22 protein-coding genes are annotated in these 23188 nt (G+C 31.7%); 14 read left to right on the top strand and 8 right to left on the bottom strand.

The genetic code is table 11. The features are described from left to right. Nucleotides 1-71: 71 nt before the first annotated feature. From EM932_RS12620 to EM932_RS12610, 3 genes are all read left to right on the top strand, one after another. Nucleotides 72-1226 (top strand): 5-(carboxyamino)imidazole ribonucleotide synthase, encoded by a 1155-nt coding sequence (locus EM932_RS12620; protein ID WP_135877558.1) that lies wholly within the window; start codon nucleotides 72-74, stop codon nucleotides 1224-1226. 93 nt (nucleotides 1227-1319) lie between these two features. Next, nucleotides 1320-1802, top strand: coding sequence for a 5-(carboxyamino)imidazole ribonucleotide mutase (gene purE / locus EM932_RS12615; RefSeq protein ID WP_135877557.1), 483 nt, complete (start codon nucleotides 1320-1322; stop codon nucleotides 1800-1802). A 147-nt stretch (nucleotides 1803-1949) separates the two neighbouring features. After that, nucleotides 1950-3989 (top strand): M3 family metallopeptidase, encoded by a 2040-nt coding sequence (locus tag EM932_RS12610; protein WP_135877556.1) that lies wholly within the window; start codon nucleotides 1950-1952, stop codon nucleotides 3987-3989. A gap of 151 nt (nucleotides 3990-4140) precedes the next feature. On the opposite strand, the gene EM932_RS12605 is transcribed toward EM932_RS12610, so the two are convergent. Genes EM932_RS12605 through EM932_RS12595 form a run of 3 tightly spaced genes read right to left on the bottom strand, consistent with a single transcriptional unit; the run spans nucleotide 4141 to nucleotide 5534 of the window. Further along, nucleotides 4141-4512, bottom strand: coding sequence for a nuclear transport factor 2 family protein (locus tag EM932_RS12605; RefSeq protein WP_135877555.1), 372 nt, complete (start codon nucleotides 4510-4512; stop codon nucleotides 4141-4143). A 48-nt stretch (nucleotides 4513-4560) separates the two neighbouring features. Then, on the bottom strand, nucleotides 4561-5217 hold the full coding sequence (locus EM932_RS12600) for a DUF2461 domain-containing protein (protein ID WP_135877554.1): 657 nt from the start codon (nucleotides 5215-5217) through the stop codon (nucleotides 4561-4563). Continuing rightward, complete coding sequence (locus EM932_RS12595) at nucleotides 5214-5534, bottom strand: hypothetical protein (protein WP_135877553.1); 321 nt, start codon at nucleotides 5532-5534, stop codon at nucleotides 5214-5216. Before EM932_RS12595 ends, EM932_RS12600 begins: the two co-directional genes overlap by 4 nt. Nucleotides 5535-5669: 135 nt before the next feature. On the opposite strand from EM932_RS12595, the gene EM932_RS12590 reads away from it, so the two are divergent. The 6 genes from EM932_RS12590 to EM932_RS12565 all read left to right on the top strand — a co-directional run bounded on the left by EM932_RS12590 (nucleotide 5670) and on the right by EM932_RS12565 (nucleotide 10396). Next, a complete protein-coding gene (locus EM932_RS12590; protein WP_135877552.1) occupies nucleotides 5670-6665 on the top strand; it encodes a GlxA family transcriptional regulator in 996 nt (331 codons plus the stop codon). A 301-nt stretch (nucleotides 6666-6966) separates the two neighbouring features. Continuing rightward, complete coding sequence (locus EM932_RS12585) at nucleotides 6967-7470, top strand: GbsR/MarR family transcriptional regulator (RefSeq protein WP_135877551.1); 504 nt, start codon at nucleotides 6967-6969, stop codon at nucleotides 7468-7470. Nucleotides 7471-7878: 408 nt separating this feature from the next. Further along, nucleotides 7879-8280 carry a hypothetical protein gene (locus EM932_RS12580; RefSeq protein WP_135877550.1) on the top strand — a complete coding sequence of 134 codons (402 nt, stop codon included), beginning with the start codon at nucleotides 7879-7881 and terminating at the stop codon, nucleotides 8278-8280. 345 nt (nucleotides 8281-8625) lie between these two features. Beyond that, nucleotides 8626-9528, top strand: coding sequence for a TIGR01777 family oxidoreductase (locus tag EM932_RS12575; protein ID WP_135877549.1), 903 nt, complete (start codon nucleotides 8626-8628; stop codon nucleotides 9526-9528). A gap of 50 nt (nucleotides 9529-9578) precedes the next feature. After that, nucleotides 9579-10133, top strand: a complete 555-nt coding sequence (locus EM932_RS12570) for a sigma-70 family RNA polymerase sigma factor (RefSeq protein ID WP_135877548.1) — start codon at nucleotides 9579-9581, stop codon at nucleotides 10131-10133. 2 nt (nucleotides 10134-10135) lie between these two features. Beyond that, nucleotides 10136-10396: a hypothetical protein gene (locus EM932_RS12565; RefSeq protein ID WP_135877547.1), complete on the top strand. Its 261-nt coding sequence runs from the start codon at nucleotides 10136-10138 to the stop codon at nucleotides 10394-10396. Here EM932_RS12565 and EM932_RS12560 read toward each other — a convergent pair. Further along, nucleotides 10393-11136 (bottom strand): UbiA prenyltransferase family protein, encoded by a 744-nt coding sequence (locus EM932_RS12560; protein ID WP_246041056.1) that lies wholly within the window; start codon nucleotides 11134-11136, stop codon nucleotides 10393-10395. The genes EM932_RS12565 and EM932_RS12560 overlap by 4 nt on opposite strands. 211 nt (nucleotides 11137-11347) lie before the next feature. Between EM932_RS12560 and gcvP the strand changes: the two genes are divergently transcribed. Together gcvP and EM932_RS12550 are read left to right on the top strand one after the other, a co-directional pair. Beyond that, nucleotides 11348-14200, top strand: coding sequence for an aminomethyl-transferring glycine dehydrogenase (gcvP, locus tag EM932_RS12555; RefSeq protein ID WP_135877545.1), 2853 nt, complete (start codon nucleotides 11348-11350; stop codon nucleotides 14198-14200). A 113-nt stretch (nucleotides 14201-14313) separates the two neighbouring features. After that, nucleotides 14314-15372, top strand: a complete 1059-nt coding sequence (locus tag EM932_RS12550; RefSeq protein WP_135877544.1) for a 3-oxoacyl-ACP synthase III family protein — start codon at nucleotides 14314-14316, stop codon at nucleotides 15370-15372. 30 nt (nucleotides 15373-15402) lie between these two features. Here EM932_RS12550 and EM932_RS12545 read toward each other — a convergent pair whose 3' ends face one another. Together EM932_RS12545 and EM932_RS12540 are read right to left on the bottom strand one after the other, a co-directional pair. Continuing rightward, a complete protein-coding gene (locus tag EM932_RS12545; protein ID WP_135877543.1) occupies nucleotides 15403-16860 on the bottom strand; it encodes a lipopolysaccharide biosynthesis protein in 1458 nt (485 codons plus the stop codon). Continuing rightward, complete coding sequence (locus tag EM932_RS12540) at nucleotides 16857-17741, bottom strand: glycosyltransferase family 2 protein (protein WP_135877542.1); 885 nt, start codon at nucleotides 17739-17741, stop codon at nucleotides 16857-16859. Before EM932_RS12540 ends, EM932_RS12545 begins: the two co-directional genes overlap by 4 nt. 47 nt (nucleotides 17742-17788) lie before the next feature. Here EM932_RS12540 and EM932_RS12535 point away from each other — a divergent pair, with 47 nt between their 5' ends. Continuing rightward, on the top strand, nucleotides 17789-18637 hold the full coding sequence (locus tag EM932_RS12535) for a glycosyltransferase family 2 protein (RefSeq protein WP_135877541.1): 849 nt from the start codon (nucleotides 17789-17791) through the stop codon (nucleotides 18635-18637). Between the two features lie 72 nt (nucleotides 18638-18709). Here EM932_RS12535 and EM932_RS12530 read toward each other — a convergent pair whose 3' ends face one another. Together EM932_RS12530 and pafA are read right to left on the bottom strand one after the other, a co-directional pair. After that, nucleotides 18710-19522: a DNA/RNA non-specific endonuclease gene (locus EM932_RS12530; RefSeq protein ID WP_135877540.1), complete on the bottom strand. Its 813-nt coding sequence runs from the start codon at nucleotides 19520-19522 to the stop codon at nucleotides 18710-18712. A gap of 2 nt (nucleotides 19523-19524) precedes the next feature. Further along, entirely contained in the window at nucleotides 19525-21189 is a 1665-nt protein-coding gene (gene pafA / locus EM932_RS12525; protein ID WP_135877539.1) for an alkaline phosphatase PafA, read from the bottom strand. A 110-nt stretch (nucleotides 21190-21299) separates the two neighbouring features. Here pafA and EM932_RS12520 point away from each other — a divergent pair, with 110 nt between their 5' ends. After that, the gene (locus tag EM932_RS12520; RefSeq protein ID WP_135877538.1) at nucleotides 21300-22040 is read left to right on the top strand and encodes an MlaE family ABC transporter permease; all 741 of its coding nucleotides are present in this window, start codon (nucleotides 21300-21302) and stop codon (nucleotides 22038-22040) included. Continuing rightward, complete coding sequence (locus EM932_RS12515; RefSeq protein ID WP_135877537.1) at nucleotides 22037-22804, top strand: ABC transporter ATP-binding protein; 768 nt, start codon at nucleotides 22037-22039, stop codon at nucleotides 22802-22804. The genes EM932_RS12520 and EM932_RS12515 overlap by 4 nt, the downstream gene beginning before the upstream one ends. Nucleotides 22805-23188 lie beyond the last annotated feature (384 nt).

Here is a 23188-nt window from a genome sequence, read left to right as displayed (position 1 = left end):
GATTTAGCTGCTAATTAATATTTAAGTGTATTTTTGCGTATCCTTATTCAATTTCAGTTAAAAAGAAATCAATGAACTACTTTTCTTCAAATTTCAAACTTGGCATTCTTGGTGGTGGTCAGTTAGGTAAAATGCTACTTAACGATACTAGAAAATTTGATATTTATACATGTGTTTTAGATTCCAGTAATGAAGCTCCTTGTAAAATAGCGAGTAATGAGTTTCATTTAGGTGATTTAATGAATTATGACGCTGTTTACAATTTCGGAAAACAAGTAGATGTACTAACCATTGAAATTGAAAATGTAAATGTCGATGCTTTGGAAGCTCTTGAAAAAGAGGGCGTCAAAGTATATCCTGCATCCAAAACATTACGCACGATTCAAAACAAAGCAACTCAGAAATTATTTTATGTTGATAATAATTTACCAACAGCACCTTTTTCTCGTTTTGCTTATACTTCAGAAATTAACGAAGCTATAAATCACGGTGGTTTAACAATGCCTTTTGTTTGGAAATGCTCTCAATTTGGATATGATGGCACTGGGGTGAAAATTGTAAAAACACTTCAAGATTTAGAAGGTTTACCAAACGTAGAGTGCATTGCAGAAACATTAGTACCTTTTAAAAATGAATTAGCTGTTATTGTGGTTAGAACGGCATCGGGAGATATTAAAACATTTCCAGTTGTTGAGATGGAATTTCATCCAGAAGCAAATCAAGTAGAATATGTTATATGTCCTGCCAGGATTCCAAAAGAAGTTGCAAAAAAAGCTACTGAAATAGCTTTAAAAACATCTAAAGCTTTTAACCATATTGGGTTGTTAGCCGTAGAAATGTTTCAGACTCAAAACGACGATATTTTAATAAATGAAGTCGCACCAAGACCACATAATTCTGGGCATCAAACTATTGAGGCTAGTTATACATCTCAATTCGAACAACATTTAAGAGCTATTTTAGATTTACCTTTGGGAAGAACAGACAATAAAGTTGGTGGTGTTATGGTAAATTTGGTTGGAGCTGAAGGTTATACAGGCAATGTGGTTTATAAAAATATTGAAACCATTATGGAAATGGATGGTGTAACACCTCATATTTATGGTAAAAAACAAACAAGGCCATTTAGAAAAATGGGGCATGTTACCATTGTAAATGAAAATTTAAACGAGGCTCGAAGAATAGCTGAAGCCGTAAAAAAATCAATTAAAGTAATAAGTGAGTAATGTCTCCCCGAGCGCAGTCGAGGGGGGTTAAATATTTTTAGTTTTGATATTAAAGGTCTCGACTGCGCACGACCTGACATAAAATAAAAATTTATGAAAAAAGTAGGAGTAATCATGGGAAGCAAAAGTGATCTTCCTGTAATGCAAGATGCCATTGATATTTTAAAAGGTTTTGATATTGAAGTTGAAGTAGATATTGTTTCGGCTCACAGAACTCCAGAAAAATTATTTGATTATGGAAAACACGCCCATACTAGAGGGTTCGCAGTTATTATTGCTGGTGCAGGTGGTGCAGCACATTTACCAGGAATGATAGCTTCCTTATCGCCACTTCCTGTTATAGGTGTCCCTGTTAAAAGTAGTAATTCTATAGATGGTTGGGATTCTGTTTTATCTATTCTACAAATGCCAGGCGGTGTTCCCGTGGCTACTGTAGCCCTTAATGGCGCAAAAAATGCCGGTATACTGGCTGCACAAATTATTGGCGCTGCTGATACTTGTGTTTTAGATAAAATATTAGTTTATAAAGAAGGCTTAAAACAAAAAGTAAACGAATCTGCTAAAGATTTAAAATAAAAAAAGCCTCAAAATAATTTGAGGCTTTTTTTGCTATTAGTGTATAATTCTAATGAGTTAGTCACTCTGTATACGATTAGCTGCAAAAATACAAAAAAAGTTATTATGCATACATAACAAGTTTATATTTTAACACATTTATTAAGAATGACAAAAAACATATTAACAAAACCTTTTGAAACCGCATATAATTCGGCTCCCTTTTCAAAAATTACCAATGAGGATTTCCTACCAGCCTTTAAACAGGCTATTACCAGCGCTAAATCTGAAATTGATGCTATCGCTAAGAACAATGAACGTCCTACTTTTAAAAACACCATAGAAGCTTTAGATTTTTCTGGGGAGCAATTAGGTAGAATTTCTAGTATATTTTTTAATTTAAATTCTGCAGAGACTAATGATACCATACAAAAAATAGCACAAGAGGTATCTCCTTTATTATCAGAATTCAGTAACGACATTACTCTAAATGAAGACTTATTTAAGCGTGTAAAAGCGGTTTATGACACTAAGAATTCTTTAAATTTAAACGTTGAGCAACAAACATTACTTGATAAAAAATATAAAAGTTTTTCACGAAATGGGGCTAACTTGTCTGAAGACAAAAAACAAGAACTTCGGGATATTGACAAGCAATTGAGTCAGCTAACGCTAAAATTTGGAGAAAATGTATTGGCAGAAACCAATGCATTTGAAATGCTAATTACCAACAAGGATGATTTATCCAGTTTGCCAGAAGGTACTAAAGAGGCTGCTAAACAGTTAGCCGAATCTAAAGAAAAAGAAGGTTGGTTGTTTACATTAGATTATCCTAGTTACATTCCTTTTATGACTTATGCCGATAATCGTGAATTAAGAAAAAAACTAGCGCTTGCAGCTGGAGCAAAAGCTTTTAAAGGTGACGCTCTAGATAATCAAGACAATGTATTACAAATAGTTAAACTAAGATTTCAACGTGCTAATCTTTTAGGCTACAAAACACATGCACATTTTGTTCTGGAAGAACGTATGGCAAAAACGCCAGAAACTGTTAAAAGCTTTTTAAATGAATTACTTGAAAAAGCAAAACCGGCTGCCGAACTAGAGTTTGAAAACCTTCAAAATTTTGCTAAAGAATTGGACGGTATTGAACAACTTGAAAAATGGGATGCTTCATATTATTCTGAAAAATTAAAACAAAAATTGTTCAGTCTTGATGATGAAAAATTAAAACCATATTTCAAATTAGAAAATGTGATTGATGGCGCCTTTACCGTTGCCAATAAATTATTTGATTTAAATTTTGAAGAAATTGATACCATAGATACATATCACGAAGATGTTTTAACTTACAAAGTCACTAATAATGATGGGGATTTAATCTCCATCTTCTATGCCGATTTTTTTCCAAGATCAGGAAAACGAAACGGTGCATGGATGACATCGTATAAGCCACAATCTATAAAGCATGGTGTTAATGATAGACCACATATATCTATTGTTTGTAACTTTACAAAACCAACAAAGAGCAAGCCTTCTCTTTTAACTTTTAATGAGGTTACAACCTTATTTCATGAATTTGGACATGCATTGCATGGTATGTTAGCAAACACAACTTATCCAAGTCTATCTGGAACCAGTGTGTTTTGGGACTTTGTTGAATTACCAAGTCAGGTTTTAGAGAATTGGTGCTACGAAAAAGAAGCTTTAGAATTATTTGCCACACATTATGAAACCGGGGAAATCATTCCAATGGATTTAGTTGAAAAAATAAAAGAATCTGCTACTTTTCATGAAGGTATGCAAACCTTAAGACAGTTAAGCTTCGGGTTGTTAGACATGAGCTGGCACGCATGTGAATCTCCAGAGACGATAAGGTCAGTAAAAGCACACGAAACAGAAGCTTTTAAAAACACAACACTTTACCCAGAGGTATTAGAAAATTGTATGAGCACCTCGTTTTCGCACATCTTTCAAGGAGGCTATTCTTCTGGATATTACAGTTATAAATGGGCAGAGGTTTTAGATGCTGATGCCTTCGAATATTTTAAAGAATCAGGTATTTTTAACAAAGAAATTGCTGATAAATTTAAAAACCATGTGTTGTCTCAAGGTGGAACAGAAAACCCTATGACACTTTACAAACGTTTTAGAGGACAAGAACCTAAGCCTGAGGCGTTATTAAAGAGAGCTGGGTTATTGAAATAACACTATTAAAGGTCTAGAAAGTTAATTGTCATTGCGAGACTTTGCAAAAGGCGTGGCAATCTGTTTAATTTTAGTATCGATTCAAAAGATTACCGCGTCGATTCTCTCCTCGTAATGACAGTTCTCTTTAACTTTCTAGACCTCTCGATTTTTACCCATGTTGCATAGGCGTAAAAAAGAACTCTTCTCTTACTATTTTGCCATCTTCTACTTTATAAACGCAAACTTCATGCATACTAGTTCTAGGAGCTCCTTTAAATGTTACATCCATCTTCATAGTACATGAAAAGAATTTGTCTGCTACAATAGGATCCGAAATTTGCATATCATGAATTTCCTCTACCATCTCATTAAATTGTTGGCCTTTGGCTATAACAGCATCTAATCCTTTAGTTTCTTTAACAGGTGCACCATCTGGTTCTACACTTATAATGTTTTGCCCGTATAAATTTTGAATAGCTTCTGCAAACTGTCCTTGTCTGCAATAATTCACTAATTGTTCTGCAACTTCCTGTGTTGTCATAATTTTGATTGAATTTTTAGTTAATAATTTAATTTGTACAATAATGTTTTAAAATGCGGCATTTAAAAATTCATTCAAAGGCCTTATAGCTTTAAAATGCTTTGCAATGGCATCTTTTAGATTAGGAGAATTATAATAGTCTTTCAAAAAAAGATCAGACATTGCATAAAACTGTTTATTGTATATCAATTGCGTTTTATTTGCTACAGCTTCATGAACTTTATCAATACGTTTAGAAACGTCTCCCTTTAAAACTCCCAAGCAGTCATTAAATTCTTTTGTCGTTGTTATAGCTAAAAAATCATCAATATGATTAGCAATATAATTTCTTACTGCTTTTAATTCTGGTGGTTTAACATTAAATAACCCACCACCAACGTGAACTGAATCTGCACTAATTCCTAAATAATACCCTGGTAACATAGACTTTTTACCATTAGGCGAAAATCCAGCTTTTAAAATGGTATGATAAGGTGTTTTGTCTTTTGAAAATCGTACATCTCTATTTATTCTAAATAAAGCCTTCTTCTCATCGGTTAAAATTCGGTTATCCCATTCATGAAGCATTGGAAGTAGTTCAGAAAGTAACTCTAAAAAAGGGCCTTTAACATCATTTTCATAACGTTTCTTATTGGCATGAAACCATTCTTTGGTATTATTCTTTGAGAGTTCTTTAAAAAATTCGGTATACGCTTTTGTTATCATGTGTCTTGATTTATTATATCCAACGCAAGGCTTGTTAAAGATTCCCAAGAATCTTTATATTCAGCTCCTAATTGATACCATCCAGACATTGGCTTTTTATTCTTGAATGGGCTAAACATTTCTAAAGGGACATCAATCGTCTTAACATTAAACCCCTTCCCAAGTTTAAACACCATTTTTTGCTTCGTAGAAAAAAATGCAAATACTTTTCCTTTATAATGAATAGCCTCAGAGCGCATCATTTTGCCTACAGTTACATCTTTGTAGTTAGAACAAAATTTAACTCTTATGGCTTCAAAATAGTGTTTATGCTCCATCGGTTATTCAATTGGTGTTTTCAAAATTATAAAATGTATGCATTTCACCTAGAGGTCAAATACGACACTTTAAGGTGTTGATTATGACAAAATTTAATCTTACTTTTAAAATCATAACTATTAAGACATTAACCAATGAAACATGTAAGCATATTGGTTCCAAAATCTAACACCATTCTAAGTAGTGTTGTCGGACCCTATAAAATTTTTAAAAGTGTGAATGACTTCATTCTACAAACTGGAAAAAGTCAACAGCCATTCTTTGATATTAATCTAGTTGGTATTGATAAAGATACTGTCTTATATGATGGAGCATTTTCGGTACATTGCGATGCTACCATATATGATATTTCTAAAACTGACCTCATCATAATTTCGGCAGTCAGACCAGAGTGGATTACCGATGGTATAAAAACTAATTACGAGTTTATTCCATGGATTAAAAAACAACGCACCCAACATAATGCAGAAGTAGCAAGTTTATGCTTAGGTGCTTTTTTACTAGCAGAAACTGGACTATTAGATAATAAACAATGTACAACACATTGGGCTGGGATTGATTTGTTCAGGCAGATGTATCCTAAAATTGATGTGTTACCAGAAAAAATAGTTACTGACCAAGAAGGCATTTATTCCAGCGGTGGCGCATACTCATTCCTAAACCTTATTATTCATTTGGTTTACAAATATTGCGGACAGGAAGCAGCTGTCTATGTGTCTAAGCTTTTTGAAATAGATATTAGTAGAGATAATCAAAATCAATTTGCCATTTTTAGAGGTCAAAAAGACCATACCGACACCCTAATACAAAAGGCACAATTATTTATTGAAGATCATGTTACAGAAAAAATTTCTGTAGAGCAATTATCGGATATGTTGGCGGTGAGTCAACGCAACTTTATAAGACGGTTTAAAAAAGCAACTGCTAATACACCTTTAGAATATATACAGCGTGTTAAAGTAGAAGCTGCTAAAAACACTTTGGAATCTACTCAAAACACAATAAACGAAGTGATGTTTTCTGTGGGTTACTCAGATACTAAAGCATTTAGAAGTTTATTTAAAAGGTTTACAGGTTTAACACCAATAGCATATAAAAATAAATATAACCGAGAATTGGTTAGTTTTTAGTTTTATGTGAGTTCGGTATAAAAAAATATTTGATTTCGCATTTAAAAGCTAAATATTAAATAGTTGTCATTTCGACAGAGTGAAGAATGAACGACGAGAAATCTTATAATCATGAGATCCCTCCTCATACTTCGTTCGGGATGACATACAAGCTCAAATATCAATTCAAGCAATTCATAAATCAAAATTATATCGAACTCACAGTAATTTGCTAGGATAAAAAATAAGTTGATGTATTTGGTTGCCAAAATAAACTTTCAATAATTATTGAAAGTTTAGAAATTATTTATATCTTTGTGCTATGGAATACCAAGAAGCAAAAGATAAATTTATAAGTACCTGGGGAAGCTTAGGGACATTATGGGGTATAAATAAAGCAATGGCTCAAATACAATCACTTCTTTTTATTTCTACAAAACCATTATCTATGGAAGAAATCATGGAAGAGTTGAAAATATCTCGTGGCAATACTAGCATGAATTTACGTCAGCTTATGGATTGGGGAATCGTAACAAAAGAACTTGTTCCAGGAGAACGTAAAGAGTTTTTCACAACAGAAAAAGATGTACAAGAATTAGCAAGACATATCGCTAAAGAACGAAGTAGAAGAGAAATTAAACCTGTAATAAAAATATTGAAAGATGTTAGTTCCATTAAAGATGATGGCACAGAAAAAACAAAAGAGCTTATTAAACAAACCAAAGCACTACATGATCTAGCAGAAACAGCAGACACTATGATGAATAAAATTGTTAATCAAGAACATAATTGGATTACTAAATCTTTACTTAAGCTCATTAAATAAAAAAATTTAAAATATACTTTCAATAATTTCTGAAAGTTTAATAATAACGAAATGAATTACAACATTCTTACATATAGCATCTACCTTCCTATAATTTTCTTCATTACTATTAAAATTGGTTGGTTATTTTACAAACATGGTGAGGTATTTCTATTAAACATCTTCCAGGGTAATTACTCCTTAGCAAACAACATTAATAATATATTGCTAATTGGGTACTATCTGGTAAATCTCGGTTACGCAATAATTACTATAGCATACTGGGAGCAACTTGAATCAATAAATCAAGTAATAAATACTCTATCAACAACACTAGGAAGAATCATAATTCTTTTGGCGGTTTTACATTACAATAATGTCTTCGTCTTAACATATTTAATAAAATCAAAATCTTTAAAACAATAAATCATGGAAAATTCAAAAATCATTATCGGTTATTTAGTCTATTTACCAATAGTTATATTACTAACTATCTATGTATCAAAAATGCTCTTTAAAAACGGCAAGTTATTTATGATTGACATTTTTAAAGGCAAAGAAGACATTGCTTTAGCTACCAATAAATTATTCGAAATTGGATTCTATCTCATAAATATAGGATGGGCTATGTTGATTCTTAAAATATCTTATTACAATGCAGATGGAATGAGTTACCAATCACTCATTGAAATATTGAGTAAAAAAATAGGTGGTTTTTCAATCTATTTAGGAGTCATGTTGTTTATTAATTTATTCTTTTTCTTCAGAGGGAGAAGCAAATCAAGACAAACATTAAAATTAACAAAACCTCAACTTAATACTCCCAAATAATATGAAAACGCTCCATTATATTAATAGTTTCTTTTATTTAATAACTATCATACCGTACTTAACCATACACTATACTATGATTGGTATGTATGCTCAATTTGTACTCGGAATTGCCCAAATATTAATAGCCATCATTATTTTATTCTATATAAAGGGATATAATAAAAACATTCGAAAACACATGTCATACTACTGCTCTTTTGTATTGATTATTATGTTCACATTTCTAGTACTATCAAAAACTAATAGCATTGATAGTCAGGCAGTACTAATAGCTTGTGTTTTCATAATTCCAATGCTAATTGCTAGTTATTTTGTTTACATAACTTACTTAATTCAAAAACAATGAAAACAATTATTATAGCGGGTGGAAGTGGGTTTCTCGGACAAATTTTGGAAGACTATTTCACTAAAAAAGAATATTTAGTGAAAATATTAACCAGATACCCTAAACGTAAAAATGATATTTACTGGAACGCCAAAGATTTAGGAGAATGGGCAAAAGAATTGGAAAAAACGGAGTGCCTTATAAACCTTACTGGAAAATCAGTAGGTTGTAGATACACCGAAGAAAACAAAAAATTGATTTATAATTCTAGAATCAATCCAACACATCTACTCGGACTAGCGATCAATCATTGTAAAAATCCACCAAAAATCTGGATGAACTCATCAACAGCAACTATTTATAAACATTCTTTGGATAAAGAGATGACAGAAGAACATGGAGAAATCGGAGATGATTTCTCCATGAATATTGCTAAATCTTGGGAGCAAGCATTTAATTCAAGAACAACTCCTAAAACGCGAAAGATTATTTTACGAACTTCAATTGTTTTGGGTAAAAACGGAGGTGCGCTACTTATTCTAAAAAATATAACCAAATTTGGATTGGGAGGAAAACAAGGAAGTGGTAATCAAAAAGTGAGTTGGATTCACCAACTTGATTTTGTAAAAATCATTGAATTCTTAATAAACCATAAAAACTTAAGCGGTATTTTTAATTTATGTGTTCCAAAACCCACAAATAATAATACACTTATGAAATCTCTAAGAAAGGTTTTACTTCCTCTTTTTGGAATACCTCACTCCAAACCTCTCTTAGAATTTGGTGCTAAAATTATTGGTACAGAAACTGAACTAGTTTTAAAAAGTAGAAATGTAATACCAAAACGATTATTGTACAATGGTTACTCCTTTAAATATACAAATATTGAAAGTGCTCTATTCAATTTACTAAACATTTAAAAAGTCGTTTTTTTATCTTATTTTTGAAATTCGAAATAACTACTTAAACAATGCCCAATCATCAAATTAATCCTAACCAATGGATCGATTTATATTCCGATTATCTATACAACTACACTATTACACGTGTTAGTGATAGAGAAATTGCACAGGATTTGGTACAAGATACTTTTTTTGCTGGTTTAAAATCAATGAAAAACTTTAAAGGAGAAGCCAGTGAACGTACTTGGCTAATATCTATTTTAAAGCGAAAAATTATCGATCATTATCGTAAAATAAACTCTAATAAAGGAAAAGCAGAAGTTCGCATTAGTTATAATGATGACTCTGAGACCGAAGGTGATTGGTTGGAAGAACGTGTTGCAGATCCGTTTGATAAAACTGCAGAAGACACTATGCAAAATAGTGAATTAGGTGATGCTATACATAACTGCTTAGGGAAATTACCGGAAAAACAAGCTTATGTTTTTAAAATGAAAACCATTCAAGGTTTTGAAACCGAAGTAATTTGTAATGAATTAAATATTACAGCGTCTAACCTTTGGGTAATCATTCATAGGGCACGTACGGCTATGGCTGATTGCTTAAAAGAAAATTGGTTTTGATTATGAGTAAGATTAAGATTTTTATTCCATGTGATGATGCAAATCATGTATGTGATAAAACACAATATAAAGAAGCTTCCTTATGGGAAATGATAAAGCTCAATATACATTTAATTTATTGTAGAGCTTGTAGAAAATATACTAATAATAATACGAAGCTTACTAAAGCTATAAAAGAATCTAATGTAGAATGTTTAGATAAAAAAAGTAAAGAATCTATGAAACTAGATTTTGAAAAAGCTTTAAAAGAGCTGACAGATTAATAGAATAAAAGTAACAGTATTAGCCAAAAAACTGGTATTCCTTCTACCCAAAATGCACTATAGCTTTTTCCTTGTTCTATTTTAGAAAATACCAGAAATAATAAAGTGACCCCAGTAATTATTATCAAAAGAATGACATGTATCCCATTTATTTCATCTTTCAAAAAATCTAAAAAGAAGAATAACCCCAACAATATACTTCCTATTAGTTTTGTCTGCCTTACTCCTATTTTCTGAGGAATCGTTGATAATTTTAAGCTATCATATCTTAAGTCTCTAATTTCAAAAGGCAACATTAAAACTATTATAAAAAGACACCTTTGAATCGTTGTTAACACAGCATCAGTACCTATAAAATAATTATTATTTATTAGAGGAAGTAACACAGTAACACCTGCCCAAATTAAGGCTATTAAATAAATTTTTAATCCACCAATACTTCTTAAATTATGCTGTTTATCCAAAAAAAAGCGTTTAGGCAGAAAAGGAATCGCATATAAAAATGTGATGACAGCAAAACCGCCAACACAAATTAAAGTTACAGGATTTAATTTAAGAGCATAATAACACATTAAAAGAAAGCTAAAAAAAGAAAATACCTGAATCAATTTTAACCAATTAGTCAAACTTCTGTGGTGAAACTTTGCTATCCCGAAATACTTAACAAAATTATATCCGGTTATTGAGGCATAAAACACAAAATATAGGATGTTTTCATCATATGGAATATCAAACTCCATAAGCGTAATCCATGTTAACGAAAATACAGATAAGGCTACATGTACACTACTGTTTAAGTAGAAATTAAAAAGTTGTTTTATAAACTTCATAATGTAAAAATAATCAAAGTGTTAATAACGCCTTCAAACGGTTAAAAACTTTCCATTTTATGCAATAAAACACATTAAATATTATGTATTTTTGCGAATTATATAATTAATTTCACTTTTAATGAATACAAACGCTTTTGCATTGCGTCATATTGGTCCTAGAGAAAGTGACCAAAACCTTATGTTAAAAACTCTTAGTGTTGATTCTTTAGATCAATTGATTCATGAGACAATTCCAGATGATATTCGCTTAAAAAATGGGTTAAATTTAGAAGCCCCTATGACTGAGCATGAATATTTACTTCATATTCATGAATTGTCTAAGAAGAATAAAGCTTACAAAACATATATTGGCCTAGGGTATCACCCAACCATTTTACCAGCCGTGATACAAAGAAACATTCTTGAAAACCCAGGATGGTATACAGCTTATACACCGTATCAAGCTGAAATTGCGCAGGGAAGGTTAGAAGCTCTTTTAAATTTCCAAACCATGGTTATTGACTTAACAGGTATGGAAATAGCAAACGCATCACTTCTTGATGAGAGTACTGCTGCTGCAGAAGCTATGAGTTTGCTATTTGCAGTTCGTGATCGTCAACAGAAAAAAGCAGAAATCAATAAGTTTTTTGTTTCAGAAAACATGTTACCTCAAACCTTATCGCTATTACAAACAAGAGCAAATCCTATTGGTATTGAATTAGTTATAGGTAATGAAGACACTTTCAATTTTTCATCAGAATTTTTCGGAGCTATATTACAATACCCAGGGAAAAACGGACAGGTAACCAATATTAAAACATTTATAGCCAAAGCAAATGATGCTCAAATTAAAGTTGCTGTTGCTGCCGACATACTTAGTTTAATAAAACTAGAAGCTCCTGGAAAATTTGGAGCTGATGTTGTTGTTGGTACCACACAACGTTTTGGCATCCCTATGGGTTATGGAGGTCCGCATGCGGCTTACTTTGCAACTAAAGAAGCTTATAAACGTGATTTACCAGGTAGAATTATTGGGGTAACCAAAGATAAAAATGGCAATAGAGCCTTACGAATGGCTTTACAAACACGCGAACAACATATAAAAAGAGATAAAGCAACTTCTAATATTTGCACTGCCCAGGTTTTACTAGCTGTTATGGCGGGTATGTACGCTGTGTATCACGGTCCTAAAGGCTTACGGTTTATAGCCAATAAAGTTCATAATAAAGCCTCTGAATTGGCTAATGCTTTAAAGACATTAGGCTATAACCAAGTCAATACGTCATATTTTGATACCCTTCAAATAAAAACAAAGGCTAAAAAAATAAAAGCAATAGCTAAGGAGAAAAAAGTAAACTTATATTATCCAGACAAAGAAACTGTTATTATAGCAATTAATGAAACGACTTCTATTAGAGATATTAATTACTTAATCTCTGTTTTTGCTGAAGCTGCTAAAAAAGACACTATTACTATTTCGACTATTACTGATGAAGCTAATAATATTTCAGAATCTATACAAAGAACTTCTGATTTCTTGACAACAGATGTTTTCAATACATACCACTCTGAAACCGAATTAATGCGTTACATAAAATTTCTTGAACGTAAAGATTTAGCATTAAATCATTCTATGATTTCTTTAGGGTCTTGTACTATGAAATTAAACGCGGCTTCAGAAATGCTACCTCTTAGCTGGTTTAAATGGGGTAACATTCATCCTTTTGCACCTTTAAAACAAGCTAAAGGTTATTTAACCGTTTTAAAAGAACTAGAAGATCAATTAACAGAAATAACAGGTTTTGCTGCCACTTCTTTACAGCCTAATTCTGGAGCACAAGGTGAGTTTGCAGGACTTATGGTTATTAAAGCATATCATGAATCTCGTGGTGATCATCATAGAAATATCTGTTTAATTCCATCTTCTGCACACGGTACAAACCCAGCTAGTGCGGTTATGGCAGGTATGAAAGTAATTGTTACAAAATCGACTTCAGAAGGCAATATTGACGTAGATGATCTACGTGAAAAAGCAGAATTATATAAAGATAATTTATCTGCTTTAATGGTAACATACCCATCTACACATGGTGTTTATGAATCTGCTATTAAAGAGATTACTCAAATTATTCATGATAATGGCGGACAAGTCTATATGGATGGCGCTAACATGAATGCACAAGTAGGACTAACAAATCCAGGCAATATTGGTGCTGATGTCTGTCATTTAAATTTACACAAAACGTTTGCCATTCCACACGGTGGAGGAGGTCCCGGAGTTGGACCCATTTGTGTTGCAAAACAACTCGTACCGTTTTTACCTGGAAATCCCATTATTAAAACCGGAGGTAAAGATGCAATTACAGCTATTTCAGCAGCTCCTTTTGGATCTGCATTAGCTTGTTTAATATCCTACGGTTATATTAAAATGTTAGGAGCAGAAGGTCTAAGAGAATCTACTAAAATTGCCATTTTAAATGCAAACTATATTAAACATCGTTTAGAAGGTAGTTTTGATACCTTATATTCTGGCGAACGAGGACGTGCAGCACATGAAATGATTGTAGATTGCCGACCATTTAAAGCCAATGGTATTGAAGTAACAGATATTGCAAAACGCTTAATGGATTATGGTTTTCATGCGCCTACAGTATCTTTCCCTGTAGCTGGTACTTTAATGATTGAACCTACAGAAAGTGAAAGTAAAGCAGAAATTGATAGGTTTTGTGACGCTATGATCTCTATTAAAAAGGAAATTGATGATGCATCCAAAGATGATGACAATAATGTTTTAAAGAATGCGCCTCATACACTAGATATGATAACATCAGATGAATGGTATTTCCCATACTCTCGTGAAGCTGCAGCCTTTCCTCTTGATTATGTTAGAGATAACAAATTTTGGCCTAGTGTTGGGCGCGTTGATGATGCTTATGGAGATAGAAATTTAATATGTTCATGTATACCTACTGAAGCCTATGCAGAGGCATAATTGGTCTTTTGAACATCGTAAATTAATATAAAACAAAATTTGTCTTTAATTAAAAATAAGTAACTTGTTTCGGCAACTATTGTCATGAATCATTAAAGGCAAATTTTTCTCTCATGAATATTAAGATTACAGGAACAGGAAGTTATATTCCAGAAACTATTGAAAAGAATGAGGATTTTTATGAGCATGAATTTTTAAATACTGATGGTTCTGTTATTAATTCTCCAAATGAAGTTATAGTAGAAAAATTTAAAGCTATAACAGGCATCAACGAAAGACGCTATGTGACGCCTGATTTAAACACATCTGATATCGCTTTCTTTGCTGCTGAAAAAGCTATTGAAAACGCACAAATCAATAAAGAAGATTTAGACTATATTATTGTTGCTCATAATTACGGTGATATTAAACACAATACTGAGCAAAGTGATACGGTACCAAGTATCGCTTCTAGAGTAAAACATCTTTTAAAAATTCAGAATTCAAAATGCGTTGGTTACGATCTTTTATTTGGTTGTCCCGGATGGATAGAAGGTGTTATTCAAGCAAATGCATTTATAAAATCTGGTATTGCCAAAAAATGTCTGGTTATTGGTGCTGAAACCCTTTCTCGGATCATTGATAAGCACGATAGAGACTCCATGATTTATAGCGATGGTGCTGGAGCTGTAGTTATTGAAAACACTAACGAATCTGGCGGTATTATTGCTCATGAGACAGCTACCTTCACATTAAATGAAGCGCATTTTATTTATTTTGGCGAAACTAATAACCATGATATAGATGAAAAGCGTCGATACATAAAAATGTATGGTAGGAAGATTTACGAGTTTGCATTAAACAACGTTCCTTTAGCAATGAAATCATGTCTTGAAAAAAGTGGTATTGACATAAAAGATGTAAAAAAAATACTTATTCATCAAGCCAATGAAAAAATGGATGAAGCTATAGTAAAGCGTTTCTATAAATTACATAGCTTAGATATGCCAGAAAATATTATGCCTATGACCATCGGAAAATTAGGAAATTCGAGCGTCGCAACTATACCTACTTTATATGACATGATATTAAAAGGAGATATGCAAAATCAAAAAATAAGTAAAGGAGATATTGTTATTTTTGCAAGTGTTGGAGCCGGTATGAATATTAATGCTATTGTTTATAAACATTAATTAATGTAAGAACAAAAGCATGTCTTACGCTTAGGTTTTAAAAATTTTATCTATCCAATAATTCAGAGCATAGACTAACTTAAGCTTAAAAACGATGTAAACCATTGTTAAAATAAAAACGCATGATTTCACTAATATATTAGCAACATTATTCTTCATTTCTGGTATCCAATAAAAAACCATACCCACAAAAAGAGTTATTACAAATAGCTGGAAATACCCTTTATCAAAAGGTAATATTTTAAATTTACTGTAGATATAAAATACCTTGAATAGATTAAAAGCTGTCATGGCAATAAATGAAGCCCAAGCAACTCCTATGATGCCATAATCTGTTAGGATTAAGACATATAAATTCAATCCAATATTTAAAATCACTAAAATTAAGACTAGAATAATGTTAGTCCTATAATACTTAGAATACGAAATAATCTCAGAGCTAAAGCCCGTAGCCATATTAAATAAAACATTAACTCCCAGAATGAAGATAATAGGTATGGTATCAACTAATTTCTCATACGTTGGCAATAACTTAAAAAACGAATCTATACCTAAAACAATGGCACCATAAAAAATGGCACCAACAAAAAATAAGAGTTTAGCGTTTTCAACATACTTCCTACCTAGCATATCAATATCTTGATTCTTTATATATTTAGAGACTAATGGTGCATAAATTGAAAATACTCCTGTTGCTGGAATTGCTATTACTGAAGCTAAAATAACACCAATACTATATGTCCCATTGGCTTCAAAAGAAAGAAATTCAGGGATCATTAATGTATCTAGACGAAATGCTAAAAAAGATCCAAAACTCCCCAAAAAAGCATAAAAACTATACCTGTAATACCCCTTCTTAGATACCTGAGAAAAGAGAGATTTAAAGCTAAAATCTAGATTAACTCTATAATAATTAAAAACATATATTGATAAGCAGCCCAAAAGGATAAAATACGAAATAACAAGAGTGACTAAGCCTCCTTCAACTTCAAAAAATCCTGACAGTAGCAAAATAAAGACTACTGGTAATGCTATTTTGGGTATTATTTTTTCAAATAAGGTAGGTATAGACAGTTTATTAATGTTTGTTGCCTGACGTTTAAATAGTTCTATGAATGCTAATGATACACCTATAGGAAAGGCATAATAAACATATTTATAATTTTCTATTGTAAAAAAAGCATCCACTAATAACACTCCCAAAAAAAGAACAAAACTTATTGTAAATATGGTCGCTATACCATATTTGAATAACTTCTTTTGATTATGCTTACTAACTATAGGATAAAAATTAATTAATGCTTGACCAGCTCCAAATATCATCACTGGAAATAACAATCCAGCAATGGCATAGATGTAACGAAAAACCCCTAAAAACTCCTTGTCTTTAGGATATATAAAAACTGTAGATATAATACCAATAGCAATACCTAAATAATTAATTATAGTAAACCAAAATACTTGCTTTTGTTCACTTTTATTTTTCATCTTTTATAGCCTCCCCGTTTTTTTAAAATACTGAATATATTCACCTTTATTACCAAATAATAGATACTCAACTTAAAAAATAGTTGTAAAATTTGGGGCAAAGTATAATATTTATAAAAATATTTAGGTAAGCCAAAAACAGATTGTAGCCCTTTTAAATACCCTTTAAATATGGAGTAATTAACGTTTAAAACGTCTCCTAAAATCTTATATTTAGACTGGACACTGTCTTTATTAAAATTCCTGCTAATCTCCCTATCATGACAAATTTTAGCATCTTTTACAATGACAATTTTATAACCATGAAACCGTACTCTATCTACATAATTTCGATCTTCACCATAGTGATCAAACATGGGTTCAAAGTATCCCACTTTTTCAATTACCTGTTTAGAAATTAACCACGCTGCTGCATTTACAAAAGGGACTTCATCTATATTTTTTGAAATAGTATCTGTCTTTCTATTCCAATAGGTTTCAAAATTTTCATCCAATACATTTTCATCTCTTGAAAAATGAAGTGGACTTAAAATACCATAACTTTCATTACGCTCAGCAACTCTAATCAAATTTCCAAAAGTTTCAGGATATACCCATGTGTCTTGATTTAGAAGAAAAACATAATCAGCACCTTGTTCTAATGAAGCTTTAATCCCTAAGTTATTAGCTTTTCCAAACCCTAGGTTTTCTTTACTTAAAATTAATTGTACATCAGGAAATGATTTTACGATCTCAGCAGTATTATCTGAAGAACTATTATCAATTACAATAACTTTGATAGGGAATAGCGATTGTTGTAAACTTTCTAAATTTTTAACAAGCCACTTTTCTCCGTTATAGGAAACAATAACAACGAAAATGTTTTTTTCAAAAATATCCATATTACAAAACAAAAATAAAGATATTTGTAAGTTAATTAACTAGATCTATGAATTTTTACATAATCATTCCTGCCCATAACGAGCAAAGCTCTATTGGGGCTACTTTAGACTCTTTGGTTAATCAATCTTTAAAACCAAAGCGTATTGTAGTTGTTAATGATAATTCTACTGATAAAACACAAGATATTGTTGAAGTTTATACCGAAAAATATCATTGGGTTCACTTAATAAATTCTAAATCATCAGATCAACATTTACCAGGATCAAAAATAATCAATGCCTTTTATAAAGGCTATGGAACTTTAGATGATAACTATGATGTGATTTGCAAGTTCGATGCCGATTTAATTTTTCCAAATAATTATTTAGAACAACTATCTAATCACTATAAAAGCAATAAAAAACTAGGTATGGTTTCTGGCTTTTGCTATATAGAAACGCATAATAATTGGGTATTAGAAAACTTAACACGAAAAGACCATATTCGCGGCGCATTAAAAGCTTATAGAAAAGAGTGCTTTCTTCAAATAGGAAAACTAAAGCCCTCAATGGGCTGGGATACTGTTGATGAATTATTAGCTAAATTTTATAATTGGGACATTTTAACTGATGAATCTTTAAAAGTTAAACACCTAAAACCAACTGGCGTAAGTTATAGTAAAGCTTCAAAATATTTACAGGGAGAAGCTATGTACAAAATGCGCTATGGATTTATGATTACTCTGATTTCGGCTATGAAATTAGCTTACAAAAAGAGAAGCTTTACTTTGTTTAAAGATTATATGTCTGGCTATTTAAAAGCTAAAAAAAGTAAAGTTTCATATTTGGTGTCAGAGGAAGAAGGGATATTTATTCGTAATTTACGTTGGAAAGGGGTACTCGGTAAGTTTAAATAAAATGTCATGAGTACAATCGAAGCATCTCATTACAAAAAGATTCTTCACTTCGTTCTTAATGACACTTTCTCGTCAGTTAAAACTCCAGTCTTTATAACTACTTGAAGATTCAAGTTGAGTTTCTAAAGTATCATCTAATTGGGGAAAGAAATCTATTCCTGTTAAAGCTTCAATAGTATCTACAGAAACAACAAATTCATATAATGGCTCATCCGATTTTTTATGTGGCATTAAAAATGCTATCATCTTTGTTTTACCAGAATTATTATCTATCAATATTTTATAGAATTGATTTGGAACAGAGACTTCATCATCACCTATAGCATCCATTTGCCCTTTTAAAACACCTCCAGTAACTACAAAAACACCATCATACTTCCTTGCCCAATAACGTACTTTCTGTTCAAGTTTATTCCAAATACCAGAATTAAATTGGTGCTCTTGTGGGCTAATATTACTTGTTAAAAATGTTTCATCATGAGCTATTTTACTGTATCGCTTATCCCCAGCCGGACACAGATGTCCGCGGTCATATCCAGAATTTTTGTAATTTCTCCAATGTGCCGCACCTGTTTTTACCGCTTTGTCTATTTCAAAATAAGGACGTTTAAAATTACTATTTGACAAATGGGCTTTTTTTAATTCATAAGCAACCCACTCTGCCTGTTCATGTGGTTCACTATAAGACAGTGAATACCCTTCATGATGAATTATTTGACCTGTCGTACTTGTAGGTAAAAAATATTCATTTGTGTTATTTTTAACTTCTTTACCTGTTCCAACAATCTGAATCGTTTCTTCTTCTTCTTCTAAAAAATACTCGTAGCCATATATTCCAAAAACAATAAGAATTGCTATTAGTGAGTAAATTGTCTTTTTATTCATACTTAATCTAAAACAAACTCTAGTGGTTGTCCAGTCGTTCCATTTGGAAAACTAATACTTAAAAGTGCAGACATGGTTGGAGCAATATCTGTTATTGCTGTTTTTTGATAGGTCTGCCCCTTTTTTATACCTTTTCCGAAAAATAAAAGTGGTACATGCGTATCGTAATTTAAACCACTACCATGTGTAGATCCTGTTTTTCGATAAGAGACATAGGCAGGGTCATCTACCAATAAAATATCACCTGATCGTTTTTGATTAAACCCATTTTGTAATAAAACTTCAATTCCAGTAGTAAAATCAACCGAACTCATAGTCGTTGCTGTATAAGCTTTTGAAATGTTTTTATAAGTAATCTGTTCATTTACAATAGCTTCTTGAACATCATCTAAATCTAGCCCTAATGCTTTAATTTTTTCTCTGTTTAAGAACATTTGATTATTACTAATATTTTCTAGAATATCTGTGGTTCCATAAGTATCTATTAGAAATTTTTGAAATTTTTCTTTGCGTTCGGAATTCTTTAAATATCCTGCTGGAATTTTAACAGACTGTAAATACGCAGGTACGTCCACTGCTCCATGGTCTGCTGTTAAAAACACTGTGTACACCCCTTTTCCTACTTTGGAATCAAGAATCGTGAACAGCCTTTCTAAATCCTTATCTAATCGTAGATAAGTGTCTTCAATTTCTTTTGAATTTACGCCAAAATTATGTCCAATATAATCTGTACTAGAATAACTAATTGCTAAAACATCTGTGATGGCATCTTTACCTAATTGTTCTCCATCCAATGCTGCCAGAGCGAAATCTGTAGTTAAACTATTACCATAGGCCGTAGATTTTAAAATATCAAAGCCTCCATTTTCTTTTTTTAATGCTTTTAAATCATAAGGAAACGTTGCCGTTTCTTTTCCTTTAAATCCACCCTCAAATGTATTCAAATCGCTTCCACTTTCTACGTACGAATCAATGTCATATAAAGTATTCCAAACTTTAAAATAAGATTCTGCTGCTTTAGAGGTATTAAAATCTATAACCCAATCTGGTAGGTCATTCATATAAAATGAACTTGAAATCCAATGACCTTCATCCTTACCATGAAACCAATAAGCCGCATTAGCCGTATGGCCTGCAGGTAAAACAGCGCCTCTATCTTTAATTGAAATACCAATAGTTTTACCTCTCATTTGAGTAAACAATCTATTCTCATCAGGAAATGTTGATGTTTTCATTCTGTGAGGGGACATTTGACCTGTTGTATTTTTAGTACCAACAGATTGCACAGAACTATCTCCTGCACAATACACCATTCCTTTTATTTCTTTATCATACCAATTATTTCCAATAATACCATGATACTTTGGAGTTGTTCCTGTATAAATGGACGTATGACCTGGCCCTGTAGAGGTTGGTATATAATTAAAATGATTGTTTTTACAATTAAAACCTTCATTTATCATACGTTTAAAACCACCTTCACCAAATTTATTATAAAATCGTGTTAAGTAATCATATCGCATTTGGTCTACTACAATGCCTACAACTAATTTTGGGTTGGACTCAATTACAGCATTAGTAACAATGTTTTCTTTTTTAGTGTTTTGTGCTTTACAAAACATAGAAAAAAATAAAACTAAGAGGGGTAAAAATATATTTTTTATCATAAGGATTTTATTTTTAATGTTCAAAAATAAGGATTTTAAAACATCAAAAACTTAAAATTAAGGTTAAATACCATTAACTTTTTTTTACTTTAGCACTAACAAATTTTTATATGACATACCTTCATAACATTGGTGCTTATTTTTTAATGATAGTTGAGATGTTTCGCAAGCCAACTAAATGGTCTGTGATGAAAAAATTAATATTTAAAGATATTGATGATTTGGTTATAGGTTCGCTCGGTATTATAGCATTTATTTCCTTTTTTGTTGGTGGTGTTATAACGATTCAAACCGCCTTGAATATAAACAACCCTCTTATTCCTAAATATTTAGTTGGATTTGCTACCAAACAATCTATTATACTAGAATTTGCTCCTACCTTTACCTCTATAATAATGGCTGGAAAAGTTGGTTCTTTTATAACGTCTAGCATAGGTACAATGCGTGTTACCGAACAAATAGATGCTTTAGAAGTTATGGGTATAAACTCATTAAATTATCTAGTTCTCCCCAAAACAATTGCATTACTTTTATACCCTTTTGCTATTGCTATAGGGATGTTTTTAGGGATACTTGGTGGTATGGCCGCATGTGTTTTTGGTGGTTACACATCATTAGAGGATTATGTTTTAGGAATCCAAACCGATTTTGAAGCTTTTCATATAATTTATTCTTTTATAAAGACTTTTGTATTTGCTTTTATTCTTGCCACAATCCCTTCATTTCATGGCTATTACATGAAAGGCGGTGCTCTTGAGGTTGGTAAAGCGAGCACAACGTCTTTTGTTTGGACATCGGTTGTAATAATCCTGTTAAATTATATATTAACTGATATGATGCTAGGCTCATGATAGAGGTAAAAAATTTACATAAATCGTTTAGTGGTGTTGAAGTTTTAAAAGGCATTAGCACAACTTTTGAAAAAGGAAAAACCAACCTTATTATTGGGCAAAGTGGTTCTGGAAAAACTGTTTTTCTTAAATGCTTATTGGGTCTTTTTGATTATGAAGAAGGTTCTATCTCGTATGATGGAAAAATATTTTCGCAATTAACCGAAGATGAAAAGCGTAATCTACGCGCTGAAATTGGTATGGTATTTCAAGGGAGTGCTTTATTTGATTCAATGACCATTGCAGAAAATGTTATGTTTCCTCTGCAAATGTTTACTGAACAAAGCAAAAGTGAAATGGAAGACCGTGTCGATTTTGTTTTAAAACGTGTTAATTTAGACGAAGCCCATAATAAAATGCCTAGTGAGGCCTCTGGAGGTATGCAAAAACGGGTTGCTATAGCTAGAGCCATAGTAAACAATCCTAAATATTTATTTTGTGATGAGCCTAATTCTGGGTTAGACCCTAAGACTGCTATTGTTATAGACAATCTTATTCAGGAGATTACCGATGAGTACCAAATTACAACTGTAATTAATTCGCATGACATGAATTCTGTTATGGAGATTGGTGAAAAAATTGTGTTTTTAAAAGATGGACTAAAAGCCTGGGAAGGTTCTAATAAAACCATTTTCAAAACAGATAATGAAGTGGTTACAGACTTTGTTTATTCTTCTGAACTTATGAAAAAAGTACGTCAGATGTATATTGAGGAGAAACAGTAATTGATTGTATATTCTGGCAATCTTAATGTAACGTGATTTATACATAAGTAATCACTATTATTAACTACCTATATTCAGAGACATGTCTACTCTAGTACTTCAGCTATGCTTAGTATGAACTAAAGTCCAGAGGTTTTTAAATGACCTCAAATTTCAATAGGTTTAGACTTTATACCATTTCTTGTTTGGAATTACAGTAAAATAAAATAATGATTTTTTGCTTTATACAAAATATAAAAATAAAGCATAGCCTAAGTTCAATGCTATTAAGTTAAGGATTCATCAAATAGCATCTCGTTGATTTTTAGTTACTTTATGCTTTTTGGTGATTCGTTTTGTTTTATTTCTATGATTAGATCTATTGGGCTTAATGGGGACAAGGTG

Origin of the sequence: Flavivirga rizhaonensis (genome assembly GCF_004791695.1) — a bacterium.
Lineage (GTDB): Bacteria > Bacteroidota > Bacteroidia > Flavobacteriales > Flavobacteriaceae > Flavivirga > Flavivirga rizhaonensis.
This window is presented reverse-complemented; position numbering and strand designations above follow the sequence as displayed.